The 13,418-nt window shown below is 34.1% G+C and carries 13 protein-coding genes; all 13 read left to right on the plus strand.

The window, feature by feature from the left end; genetic code table 11:
- Positions 1–43 precede the first annotated feature (43 nt).
- Positions 44–841 carry an RNA methyltransferase gene (locus tag Q0912_RS05635; protein WP_299112882.1) on the plus strand — a complete coding sequence of 266 codons (798 nt, stop codon included), beginning with the start codon at positions 44–46 and terminating at the stop codon, positions 839–841.
- 68 nt (positions 842–909) lie between these two features.
- Positions 910–2,145: a M48 family metallopeptidase gene (locus Q0912_RS05640; RefSeq protein ID WP_299112884.1), complete on the plus strand. Its 1,236-nt coding sequence runs from the start codon at positions 910–912 to the stop codon at positions 2,143–2,145.
- A 95-nt stretch (positions 2,146–2,240) separates the two neighbouring features.
- Positions 2,241–2,666 carry a hypothetical protein gene (locus tag Q0912_RS05645; protein ID WP_299112887.1) on the plus strand — a complete coding sequence of 142 codons (426 nt, stop codon included), beginning with the start codon at positions 2,241–2,243 and terminating at the stop codon, positions 2,664–2,666.
- 128 nt (positions 2,667–2,794) lie between these two features.
- Positions 2,795–3,256, plus strand: coding sequence for a hypothetical protein (locus Q0912_RS05650; protein ID WP_366125122.1), 462 nt, complete (start codon positions 2,795–2,797; stop codon positions 3,254–3,256).
- A gap of 7 nt (positions 3,257–3,263) precedes the next feature.
- Positions 3,264–3,674, plus strand: a complete 411-nt coding sequence (locus Q0912_RS05655) for a HipA N-terminal domain-containing protein (RefSeq protein ID WP_299112891.1) — start codon at positions 3,264–3,266, stop codon at positions 3,672–3,674.
- A gap of 203 nt (positions 3,675–3,877) precedes the next feature.
- Positions 3,878–6,085: a RelA/SpoT family protein gene (locus Q0912_RS05660; RefSeq protein WP_299112893.1), complete on the plus strand. Its 2,208-nt coding sequence runs from the start codon at positions 3,878–3,880 to the stop codon at positions 6,083–6,085.
- A 105-nt stretch (positions 6,086–6,190) separates the two neighbouring features.
- Positions 6,191–6,643 carry a transcriptional repressor gene (locus tag Q0912_RS05665; protein WP_299112895.1) on the plus strand — a complete coding sequence of 151 codons (453 nt, stop codon included), beginning with the start codon at positions 6,191–6,193 and terminating at the stop codon, positions 6,641–6,643.
- Between the two features lie 13 nt (positions 6,644–6,656).
- A complete protein-coding gene (locus Q0912_RS05670) occupies positions 6,657–7,937 on the plus strand; it encodes an adenylosuccinate synthase (RefSeq protein WP_299112897.1) in 1,281 nt (426 codons plus the stop codon).
- A 232-nt stretch (positions 7,938–8,169) separates the two neighbouring features.
- Positions 8,170–9,522, plus strand: a complete 1,353-nt coding sequence (locus tag Q0912_RS05675; RefSeq protein ID WP_299112899.1) for a hypothetical protein — start codon at positions 8,170–8,172, stop codon at positions 9,520–9,522.
- A gap of 57 nt (positions 9,523–9,579) precedes the next feature.
- Positions 9,580–10,011, plus strand: coding sequence for a hypothetical protein (locus Q0912_RS05680; RefSeq protein ID WP_299112901.1), 432 nt, complete (start codon positions 9,580–9,582; stop codon positions 10,009–10,011).
- A gap of 189 nt (positions 10,012–10,200) precedes the next feature.
- Positions 10,201–10,728: a hypothetical protein gene (locus Q0912_RS05685; protein WP_299112903.1), complete on the plus strand. Its 528-nt coding sequence runs from the start codon at positions 10,201–10,203 to the stop codon at positions 10,726–10,728.
- 197 nt (positions 10,729–10,925) lie between these two features.
- Positions 10,926–11,357 carry a hypothetical protein gene (locus tag Q0912_RS05690; RefSeq protein WP_299112905.1) on the plus strand — a complete coding sequence of 144 codons (432 nt, stop codon included), beginning with the start codon at positions 10,926–10,928 and terminating at the stop codon, positions 11,355–11,357.
- Between the two features lie 276 nt (positions 11,358–11,633).
- The gene (locus Q0912_RS05695) at positions 11,634–13,418 is read left to right on the plus strand and encodes an OstA-like protein (RefSeq protein WP_299112909.1); all 1,785 of its coding nucleotides are present in this window, start codon (positions 11,634–11,636) and stop codon (positions 13,416–13,418) included.

Genomic DNA, 13,418 nt, shown 5'->3' on the forward strand with positions numbered 1-13,418 from the left:
TACATTAATATTTACAGTAATTTAGTCAACTATTATATTTTTCATGATCAAAAAAATTAGTAGCCCACAAAACCCATTAATTAAGCAACTTGCTCAGTTAAAAGAAAAATCTCGAGAGCGAAAAAAAACGAACACCTTCTTAATTGAAGGCAAACGCGAATTATCTCTTGCCATAAAAGGCGGTTACAAAATTACAACCTTACTTTTCTATGCCGATTTGTTTTCTGAAAGTGAAGCTAAAGCGATGAGTAGCTATGGTATAGAAATTATTGAAATCTCTAAAGACGTATTTCAAAAATTAGCACATCGCGATACGACTGAAGGTGTTATTGCATTAGTAAATGCAAAACAACATGGCCTTGAAGATTTAAAATTAGAATCCAAAAACCCATTAATCTTAGTAGCCGAAGCTCCAGAAAAACCAGGAAACATCGGTGCGCTTTTAAGAACCGCTGATGCCGCAAATGTTGACGCTGTGATTATTGCCAATCCAAAATCAGACCTTTACAATCCCAATATTATTCGATCTAGTGTTGGTGGTGTGTTTACTACCGAAATTGCTTTAGCAAGTTCTGAGGAAGCAATTGCCTTTTTAAAAAAATACAGTTTCACTATTTTTTCTGCCATTTTGCAAGAGTCAGAGCCTTATCACACTCAAGATTACACCTTACCAACGGCTATAGTAGTAGGTACTGAAGCTACAGGCTTAACTCAGGAGTGGCGAGATGCCGCAACTCAAAATATCAGTATTCCTATGCAAGGGGTTATCGATTCTATGAATGTGTCTGTTGCTGCTGGAATTCTTATTTTTGAAGCGAAAAGACAACGGAATTTTAATTAACTAAAGGATGTCAATTCGAGTGATTCCGAATTTTTCGGAATTGTATCGAGAACCCGTAAAACTATCTAATGGAAGCAGAAACTCTTTTTTATATAATCATAGCAATCATTATCGTCAATTTCATTAAAGACAAAGTCTTAGATACTATAAATGCAAAACATTTTAATGATCCGGTTCCTGAGGAATTGAACGACGTATACGATGAAGACGAGTATAAAAAATCACAAGCTTACAAAGCAACAAATTATAAGTTTGGTGTATGGTCGTCTCTATTTTCATTAGTATTGACCTTAGCGTTTTTAGTCTTAGATGGTTTGGAATATGTCGATAACATAGCCCGAAGCTATTCTGATAACGCTATCGTAATTGCTTTAATTTTCTTTGGAATTATTATGATTGCCAGTGATATTATTACCACACCTTTTGCCTATTACAAAACCTTTGTCATCGAAGAACAATTTGGTTTTAATAAAACCACAAAGAAGACTTTTGTGTTAGATAAATTAAAAGGTTTGCTAATGATGGTAATTATTGGTGGTGGCATTATTGCTTTAATTGTGTGGTTTTATCAGTTAACAGAGCAACAATTCTGGCTCTATGCCTGGGGCATTGTAACCGTTTTTACCGTGTTTATGAATATGTTTTATTCTAAACTAATTGTACCACTATTTAATAAACAAACTCCATTAGAAGATGGTGAATTGCGCCATAAAATTTCGGATTACGCTAAGTCTGTTGGGTTTAGTTTAAATAAAATTTTCATCATTGATGGCTCAAAACGCAGTACCAAAGCCAATGCATATTTCTCGGGTTTTGGAAGCGAAAAACGCGTTACCTTGTACGACACCTTAGTTAATGATTTAGACGATGAAGAAATCGTTGCCGTTTTAGCACACGAGGTTGGGCATTACAAACGTAAGCACATCATTTTTAATTTGGTGGCTTCTGTTCTACTCACAGGATTAACACTCTATATTTTATCCATATTTATTTCTAATCCTTTATTATCTAACGCTATTGGTGTGGCAATACCAAGTTTTCATGTGGGCTTAATTGCCTTTGGATTGCTCTACTCGCCTATTTCTGAACTCACGGGTTTAATAATGAATTACGTCTCGCGAGTATTTGAATACCAAGCCGATGATTATGCCAAAAACACCTATAAGGCAGAACCTCTAATTACATCCTTAAAAAAGCTCTCCAAAAATAGTTTAAGCAACCTTACGCCTCACAAAGCCTATGTGTTTATGCATTACTCGCATCCTACACTTTTAGAACGCGTTAGGAATTTGAGGAAACGATAGCTTGGCATTTTAGAATAAAAAGCCGAACTTCGTTAACGACTGATATAAGTCATTAAAACAGACTCATATCACTAAGTTGGCAGTAATTAGAAAGAATGAGTAGAAAAACAAATCACAAGTTTAAACATGTTTCAAAGCTTCCAATTTTAAAGTATAGTGGATTTAGTCCTAAATTTGGAGATATTGAAATTGCAAAAAAACACAATTATTGTGTGATTAAAGATGTTGCAGTAACTGGTGATGCTCCAAAAGACATTATTCGATATTATGAATACGGACATTCTCTAAAGATTAAAACAAAAAAATGGCCAATTTATATTGCCAAACTTGGCCATAAATATTATCCTCTAGAATCAATAACGGAACAATTGATTTCGGATGTAGGTAAATGGTATGGTTTTAATCTCGCAGATTCAAAAATTTGTAGCATTGGAGGGCAAATTAGATTTCTTTCTAGATACTTTTTAAAGAAACATACGGATGAACTCTATCATGGAGCAGATATGTTGCTGGTTACTTAAATGATAAGCAATTTGTAGATGATATAGAGTTACAAAGAATGACACAAGCATTTTTTACCATCAGTTTCACGAGAGATGTTCTCTCTCACTTTTTCAAAGATTCATTTAATGAAATTTTTAAATCATTCATGTTAATGTTATTTTTTGATGCATTAATTGGTAACAATGACAGACACATGTACAATTGGGGAATAATTCGTGACGTTTATGGCGAAAAATTAGCCGAATTCTCTCCTATCTATGATTCGGCACGAGGTTTGTTATGGAATGAAACAGAAGATAAGATTAATGAAATTTTAAACACTAAGAATCGTAAAGAACAATTCATTAAGAAATATTGTAAAAATAGTAGACCCAAAATTGGAATCGAAAACGAAGAAAATGTAAATCATTTTGAATTAATTAAATCTTATGACACTTATTTTAAAAACACTGAATTTATAAAAGAACTTTTTTCAGAAAATAAAATAGAAAGAGTAATTGAAAATTTTAACATTAAATATAAGACACTAATAAGTAACAATAGACGTTCTATAGTTACTGATATATTAAGATACAGATTTCAAGAACTAAAAAAAATCGTAACTTAGCTTATTAATGAAAGAAAAATTAAAAAATATACTGCAAAAATTAACTCCATGGTCTGGAGATGATGAATTCTTGTCCAAACTTAACTCAAAGAATGAAAATGCAAAGTTTGAGTTATCGTTTGAGGACAAGTTAGTAGGTATACTTGAATTTAGTGAGGACAAGTGGTTTTTTGAGTATTCTAAAGAATACAAAGAAAAGCAGTTTGTTCTTCCATTAATTAACTTTCCAGATATTGATAAAAAATATGAATTTGAGGAATTAATGCCATTTTTTGCTACTCGAATTCCGAATTTGAATCAACCCTATCATGAAAAGAAGTTGGAAAAACTAGAAGGTGATAAAACTAGTTTAGTCTCTTTATTGAAAATCTTCGGAGAAAAGTCCATTAATAATCCTTTTGAGCTTAAGTTTATATAAACTACTGCCAACAACGTGTATAATTAATTGCGGCTGAATTTCCTCTCGGAAATTCAAACTTATTAATTATCTTTCGATTACAGCGGAAAATGACTCGCGTCCTTTCCCGCAACTAACCATACACAAACACGTTAACGAAACCTCCAAAAAATTCCTTAACAAAAACTATTGCCCATTACATTAGCTTTCATTACTTTAGTTCTATGACTGAGGAAGCGATAGAATTAGAAAATAAAGCCATTGCCAAAGCTTACAAAGAATTACTCAAAGTAAGCTACCAGACCTTAACCACAGACGATAAAAAATTGATTCGTCATGCTTTTGAGGTAGCTGTTGATGCGCACAAAGACCAACGACGCAAGTCTGGTGAGGCTTATATTTTTCATCCTATTGCTGTGGCTAAAATTGTAGCTCAGGAGATTGGCTTAGATGCCACATCCATTGCAGCAGCTCTGCTCCATGATGTGGTTGAGGACAACCCGGATTATACCATTGCAGATATGGAACGCCTTTTTGGCGAAACGGTTGCCAGAATTGTAGATGGTCTTACCAAAATCTCTTCGCTTAAAAAAGATATGGACGTCTCCTTACAGGCGGAGAACTTCCGTAAAATGCTGTTAACACTCAATGAAGATGTACGGGTGATCATTATTAAAATTGCCGACCGTTTGCACAATATGCAGACTATGGATTCTATGCGATCCGATAAGCAAGTAAAGATTGCTTCAGAGACGCTTTACATTTATGCGCCTTTAGCACATAGAATTGGGTTGTATAATATTAAAACCGAGCTCGAAGACTTAGGGCTCAAATACACCGAACCCGAAGTCTATAATGACATTGCTGAGAAAATGCAGGAGAGTAAGGAAGAACAAGATGCTTACATTAAATCATTCTCTAAAGTCATAGAAAAATCACTAAACAAAGAAGGCCTTAATTACGAGATTAAAGGACGCCCAAAATCCATTTTTAGTATCCGACGTAAAATGGTAAAGCAAGGCGTTTCTTTTGAAGAGGTCTATGACAAATTTGCGATTAGGATTATTTTTAAGTCCGATTTAGACAATGAAAAATTCCTCGCCTGGAAAATATATTCGGTCGTTACAGACCACTTTACTCCCAATCCTATTCGATTAAGAGATTGGATATCTTCGCCTAAATCTACGGGTTACGAAGCCCTACATATTACGGTTGTTGGACCTAAAAGCCGTTGGGTCGAAGTTCAGATTCGTAGTGAGCGCATGAATGAGATTGCCGAAAAAGGCTATGCCGCGCATTACAAATACAAAAATGCCAATGATAAAGAAGATAATCTAGATATCTGGATTAACCGCTTGCAAGAAGCCTTAGAGAATAACGAAGCCGATGCTGTGGATTTTGTTGAGCAGTTTAAGCTCAACCTCTACTCCAAAGAAATTTTTGTATTCTCTCCAAAAGGAGACTTAAAATCATTGCCAAAGGGTGCGACTCCACTCGACTTTGCGTTTAGTATCCATACCGAAGTAGGTATGAAAACCCGTGGTGCAAAGGTCAATGGCAAATTAGTACCACTAAGCCACGAGTTACAAAGTGGTGATCGTGTAGAGATCTTAACATCCGAAAACTCTAAACCCAATGCCAACTGGTTAGATTATGCCACTACAGCTAGAGCACGCAGCAAGATTAAATCGGCCTTAAATGCGCATACAAAAGAAATTGCTGAAGAAGGCAAGGAAATCTTACGACGAAAATTAAAACAGCTAAAGATTACCCTCAACGAAAAGTCTATAAACGAACTGGTTAATTATTTTAAACTAAAAACGTCTTTAGATTTATTTTATCGTGTCGGTATAGGTACCATAGACAATACCAAACTCAAAGCTTTTGCCTCATCTCGAAGCAATATGTTTATGAGTTACATTAAAAACAAAATCCGAAAGCCAGAAACCCCTAAGGATATCAACAAAGAAGAGATTACTTCTAAGTACGATATGCTGGTGTTTGGCAAAGAGGAAGAACGCCTGGATTACACACATGCTAACTGTTGTAACCCTATTCCTGGCGATAAGGTTTTTGGTTTTGTAACGGTTAACGATGGCATTAAAATCCATAAAAAGAATTGTCCTAATGCGGTGAGTTTACAATCTAACTATGCCTACAGAATTATGCAGGCCAAATGGATCGACTCTTCGCAACGTACCTATACATCCCAAATCAGACTTTCGGGAATAGATAATTTGGGATTGGTTAATGATATTACCAGTCTTATTTCCGAAAACCTTCATGTTAATATGAAAAGCCTAAGTTTTTCGAGTGATGATGGTATTTTTAATGGTGACATAACGGTCGAAGTAAAAAACCAAACCATGTTAAAAAACCTTATCGAAAAGCTCAAAAAAATTAACGGGATCGATAAAGTGAGTAGAGTATAATCTTTTTCAGACTAAAAGTCTTGAAAACTTGTTCATTTCTTTCGGTTTTAATGCTGAATTAAATAACTCATATCCTATAAATTTACGTAAATTTGCACCTTAATTATGAATGCAACTACAGAAGAAAGTAATCAGGAAATTGTAAAGCGTGTTTTTACGCAATTCCTTGAAGATAAAGGCCATAGAAAAACGCCTGAGCGTTATGCTATACTTCAGGAAATCTATGATAGTGAAGATCATTTTGATATAGAATCTCTATACATTAAAATGAAAAACAAAAACTATCGTGTCAGTAGAGCTACGCTATACAATACTATAGAATTACTATTAGAATGTGCTTTGGTTCGCAAGCACCAGTTTGGGCAAAATCAGGCACACTACGAAAAATCATACTTCGACAAACAACACGACCATGTTATCCTTACCGATACAGGAGAAGTTATTGAGTTCTGTGATCCGCGCATTCAATCCATCAAAAAAACCATAGAAGAGGTTTTTGATATCGAGATAACTAATCATTCACTATACTTTTACGGTAACCGTAAAAAAGACGACTAACTAATTTTTTAAAATGGCAGTAGATTTACTACTTGGATTACAATGGGGAGACGAAGGCAAAGGAAAAATTGTCGATGTATTTACCTCAAAATACGATATTATTGCACGCTTTCAAGGTGGACCAAACGCAGGTCATACACTAGTATTTAATGGCAGAAAGCATGTATTACATACCATTCCTTCAGGGATTTTTCATGACAATACCGTTAACCTTGTTGGCAATGGTGTAGTCATCGATCCTGTTATTTTTAAAAAAGAATTAGAAAAACTCGATGAGCAAAATGTGGATTATAAAACGGCTCTCTGCATCTCGCGTAAGGCACATATCATTTTACCTACGCATCGCTTATTGGATGCTGCGAGCGAAACTGCAAAAGGGAAAGCAAAAATAGGCTCTACACTAAAAGGTATTGGACCAACATATATGGACAAAACTGGTAGAAACGGTATAAGAGTTGGTGATATTGAGCTTGCCGACTGGAAAGACAAATACAGAGCTTTAGCCAACAAGCACGAAGCAATGATCGATTTCTACAATGTTGATATTCAATACGATTTAGATGAGCTCGAAACCGATTTCTTTGCAGCTATAGAGACCCTTAAAACATTAAAATTTATAGATTCGGAAGAATTTATACATCAGGCACAAACTTCTGGAAAATCTATTTTAGCAGAAGGTGCTCAAGGTTCGCTCTTAGATATCGACTTTGGGACCTACCCTTTTGTAACCTCATCTAATACAACAGCGGCTGGTGCCTGTACAGGTTTAGGTGTAGCACCCAACCAAATTGGTGATGTCTTTGGGATTTTTAAAGCCTATACCACACGTGTGGGTTCTGGACCATTCCCTACAGAACTATTTGATGAAGCTGGTGAAACCATGGCACGTGTTGGTCACGAATTTGGAGCTACCACAGGTCGCCCAAGACGTTGTGGCTGGTTAGACCTGGTTGCTTTGCGTTATGCATGCCAGGTTAATGGAGTTACACAATTAATAATGATGAAAGGAGATGTGCTTTCGGGTTTTAAAACCTTAAACGTCTGTACAGCATACAAGTATAAGGGTGAAACCATACAGCATTTACCATACAACATCGAAGCAGAAAATGTCACTCCGATATATACCGAAGTCAAAGGTTGGTCCGAAGATTTAACCGCTATGACCGAAGCTTCAGAATTACCAAAGGAGTTTAACGATTATGTCGCGTTTTTAGAAAAAGAACTCTATATCCCAATTACCATTGTGTCCGTTGGGCCAGATCGTAAACAAACGATTGTTAGAAAAACACTATAGTTTTTAAAATTATTATACCTAAAAAAAGTGATCCTACATATTAGAGTCACTTTTTTTTTACACACTTAAAACGATTAAAAGCTTTAAGGGTTGTCGTATTTTCCCACTTATACGCTTATACGCCCACTTATTACTTTGTGTTTAGATAAGTGCTTTATCCTATCTAGTTTTAACTTCCTCCTAAAAACTAATTTATAGTGATTTAATAAACCCTGTTAAATACTATAAACATATGAAGACTAACACATTGTCCGTAATCCTATATCTGGGATTATGTATTACTTTTTTTACTTGCGAAAAAGAGGACACCACTATTGATCAGCAAGACCATTTTAAAACCGTATCCATTGATGATGCTATACGCTTTTTGGATCACAACCACCTTAATACTGCCAGCAGAAACCCTAATGAGGACACTTACCTTACCTCTATATCTACAGATATGGTACAAGAGGAAATTACCCATAGCGATGAACTCATAACGGTTGTTCCGGTAACTACAATCTATAACAGTCATTACAGCAGAGTGCTTTTGCTAGAAGTAGAAGGCCATATACAAAGTGTAGTATATAGTATGTTCTCTAATACCGATACTACTACAGATCTGTTTTCTGGTGAGATGATCATAACCGATCTGCATGGGCAGTTCTTAAAAGGTTACAGAGCAGAAAATGGTATTGTAGTTTCTGAACTTGTAAATCTTAATGGTACCGCCAACAGAAACACTGATAATAGCTGTAGTGTACATGGAGCATGTGAGGATGCCGATGCAGGATGTGCCATGTGTAATAACGATTTAGGGGAAGTGGTGATTATAGCTAATCCTGTACCAAGAGTACACGATTTGGTGTTACACCGCATCTTTGATTTTAGTATAGGTAGTGGCTCATTCGGCTCTGGTTGGAATGCTGGTGGTTCATCACTTCCCAACGTTACACCATATCAGGCTTTTTTAAACTCGCTTAGTATTGCTCAGCTCGACTTTTTAAACCTTACGGTAAATATCCCTCTAAAGATTGCGATACAGGATTTTTTTGATGAGCATGGGCACACCCAAGAGATTGAAAATCACATTAAAAATAAGTTGATTTTTTTAATGAATAATCCAAATGGAAAATTTGATTTCGCAACTATTGTTAACTCAGAAAATGCTTTACATTTTGATTCCTTTGAGGATTTCCAAGACTTTTTAAACAATATTAGAAGCTCTGAACCTGAAATAGATTTTGAAACTGACATTTTTGACCCTAGAAAAGTTACAGCAAAATTTAAATTTGATATTGATATATACTCAAGTGTAAACATACATATAAATCAAAAAATAGATTCTGACTTGAGCACCTATGAAGTTTTAGATGTCAATTCTCATGCTTCTGGTTTTACTTTTGGGATGACATGGACACAAGATTCTTGGGATAGTAATATATTACCCTCTTTGGCAGACTTTGATGTCTATGGTCATGTAACTTTACATCTTTTTATAAATGGTATTGGAGATTTTTATACAGAAAACTTTCATTATGGTATGCAAACTAATATAAATAACGGGCAACCACTTCCTGGAGGTGGAATCATTGAAGATTAAACAATTATGAAACTACTTAAGGTCTTAATTTTTATTACGCTACTATGCATAGTATGTATGAGCTGTAAAGTGATTAACTATAATAATCATAGCATTAAAAGAGCAGTTGCCTTAGATAATATTAAAGGAAATTTAGATTTAAATCCATTAGAAATTAATCTGCTAAAACCTAAGGACACCATTGTAGCAGAATTGTATCTAGCACTAAAAGATTCGGTGAAGGTTAACAACTTAAAACAGCACTTAGATTCTTTTTATTCTAAAAAATACAATGCAAAAAAGCTAAAAGTTTCTATACAAATGGAAAGATATGTAAAGAAAAGTGGCGGCAGTTTCAGATTATCTGACACCTTAGACCCTAACAATGCTTTTCATGTTAAAAACATGAAAGAATTCGACTCTATTGTTAAGTTAATGAGAAAAAGATTCGGAAAATCTAAGTTAAAAGTAACTACTAGTACTCGCAAAAAAGACTCATTAAAAAATTGACAATGGAAACAAATAGTTATTTTGAAAAACCCGGAATCGAAGTATTTATATTACAAATAATATTGTTTTTAATATTTCTGGCAATAATATTTTTTGCAGGAAAACACTTATATAAAGTCATTAGAAAAAAAAAGTAATATAAAGTTAATAGAGAAAATTTAATGAAATAGAAAAAACAATCAAATCTCTATGGATAAACAACATAATACAGCTTCTTATAGTATGATAAAGTTTTCAGTTGCAAGTATATTATTTCTATTCTTTTTGAATATCAATGCACAAGAAAAGTATACAAAGTTACCAGAAACGCATGGTATTTGCCCTACAATAATTGTTAATGACAATATTATTTCTAACTACGATATTATCAAAAATAATAAACAGTTTGTTGCTAAAATCAGCGTAATGAAAGACAAACCCAACCGTAAAGATCATAGGTTCTATAATCTAAGTGAAAATGGAATCATCTTAGTAGATTTAGATCAAAAAGTAAAAAGCAAATCTCAATGTGATTTAAATCGCTTTTTTGGATTAGATAAAAAAAATGAAGTTTATGTAAATGGATATTTAGTTGAAGATACTAAGTATAAAATTGCAACCGAGAGTATTATTGAAATTGAGTTAATTATACCAAACTCAATAAACAAATTAAAAAGCAAATCTATTAACGTGTGGACGTTAACCAAACAAGAACGTATAGAGGGTTGTAAACAATAACAATCATAATATTCTTTATAATCCTAATTATAAAACTTTATAGAAAAAATCATCAAATATATTGACTTAAAATATGAGTATTACAAAAACAAAATATGAGTAAAATAACGTTCAGCATCAAAAAATAGATGCTATCCTAAACAATTATGAAACTACTTAAGGTCTTAATTTTTATGACGCTACTATGCATAGTATGTATGAGCTGTAAAGTGATTAACTATAATACTCATAGTATTAAAAGAGCAGTTGCCTTAGATAATATTAAAGGAAATTTAGATTTAAATCCATTAGAAATTAATCTGCTAAAACCTAAAGACACCATTGTAGCAGAATTGTATCTAGCACTAAAAGATTCGGTGAAGGCTAACAACTTAAAACAGCACTTAGATTCTTTTTATTCTAAAAAATACAATGCAAAAAAGCTAAAAGTTTCTATACAAATGGAAAGATATGTAAAGAAAAGTGGCGGCAGTTTTAGATTATCTGACACCTTAGACCCTAACAATGCTTTTCATGTTAAAAACATGAAAGAGTTCGACTCTATTGTTAAGTTAATGAGAAAAAGATTCGGAAAATCTAAATTAAAAGTAACTACCAGTACTCGCAAAAAAGACTCATTAAAAAATTGACAATGGAAACAAAAATCAAAGAATTATATAGTTTCGAACCTTTATTAGTTTTATGGACCATTCTCGTATTAATGCTATTATGCCTTATCATTAAGTTTTTATATCGTCTTTTTAAAAAGTAATAAACAAAATATGAGTGAAATAACGTTTAACATCAAAAAATAGATGCTATCCTAAATATTTATAAATAACAAAAAATGCTTCAATCTATATTGAAGCATTTTTTATACAATCAAATTCATAATTCCTCGTTACATTTGTAAAAAATATAATGCTTTGAAGAGTTTAAAGAATCTATTTGTTTTATTGGTACTTTGTAGCTCCGTATTTGGCTTTTCGCAAGGAAAAGAAAGAATAACGGTGCAGTACTCTGGCAATACCTCATCGAATCCCGATATTGAGGAAGGTGCATTAGTATTTTTAAGAGACGAATCGCAACAGGTACACTTTGTACACAATGGCGTTAACCTATTCTGTGATAAAGCCATTTACTATCAGGATCAGGAGTTTATTGAAGCCTTTAGTAATGTGGTAATGAAGCAGGGAGATTCCATTAATATGGTCGCTAAATATGTGGAATACAGTGGTAAAACAGAATTGGCTTTTGCACAAGGAGATGTGGTTTTAACCGAACCACAATCCACACTAACCACAGATAAGCTTTATTTAGACCGAACACGTCAGCTCGCCTACTACAATACCAAAGGTAAAGTGGTGCGCGACTCTTCGGGTACAATTACAAGCCAAATCGGTAGGTATTATATGAATGCCAGAAAGTATCAATTTACAAAAGATGTGGTTTTGGTCAATCCAGATTACACTTTAAATACTGAGCGACTTGACTTCTTTCCAGATAATGGTCATGCTTACCTGTTTGGACCTTCTACTATTGTAGGCGAAACCAGTGAAGTCTATTGCGAACGTGGTTTTTATGATACCAATAACGATACGGGCTATTTTCAGCGCAATGCAAAAATTAATTATGAAAACAGAGTCGTAGAAGGTGACAGTCTCTTTTTTGACAGAAACCGAAGTTTTGCTTCAGCCACTAACAATATTACCGTTACAGACACCATTAATAATAGTATTGTTAAAGGGCATTATGCCGAAGTTTGGCGCGATAAAGACTCCTTATTTATCACCAAACGTGCTTTAGCCATTACGGTACAAGAAAAAGATTCGGTCTATTTACATGCAGATACCTTAATGGTTACAGGTAAAGCAGATAATCGTATTACAAGAGCGTTTTACAATGCACGGCTTTACAAGAGTGATTTAGCAGGTAAATCAGACTCTATTCATGTTAATCACCAAACAGGAGTAACACAATTTATTAACTTAGATCGTTTTAGTTCTACAGATGCCTTTGCCATTGCCCGAAAACCTGTGCTATGGAATTTAGGTAATCAAATGACAGGAGATACTATTCATTTAATTTCTAATGTTGAGACCGAAAAACTAGATTCACTAAAAGTATTTAACAATGCATTTTTAGTGAGCAAAGATACCATTAGCGAGGATGCTTTTAACCAAGTTAAGGGGCAACGGCTCATTGGCTTATTTAAAGACAATGAGTTGTACAATGTCGATATTATAAAAAATGCTGAAACGATTCGCTATATGCGAAACGATAAAAACGAACTCATCGGTATACAAAAATCTAAATCGGGAAGTATCAATATTCAAATTGTTGAAAAAGCCATTGACGAAGTGCGATTTATTAACCAAATTGATGGAAATATTTTCCCTGAGTCCGATTTCCCAAAAAGCGGAAGAAAACTTAGGGGCTTTGATTGGCGAGGTGAAGAACGACCAAACTCTGTAGACGATTTATTTAAAGACGATCCTCCTTTAGTATTACCAGTTATTAAAGGCTTAGAAGAATACGTACCTCCAGAAGAATTTACTAATGAAGATGTAGAAAAACGTATTGAAGAAGCGGGAAAAGCAACACCCAAAAAGACCAATAAAGCGGCTAGAAATGTACCCAAAAAGCGTGCTGCTACGCCCAAAAAAGGGAAACCTAAACCTTTTGATCCTTCACAAACCAAACAACAGTAA

This window comes from uncultured Winogradskyella sp., from assembly GCF_947498345.1.
Lineage (GTDB): Bacteria > Bacteroidota > Bacteroidia > Flavobacteriales > Flavobacteriaceae > Winogradskyella.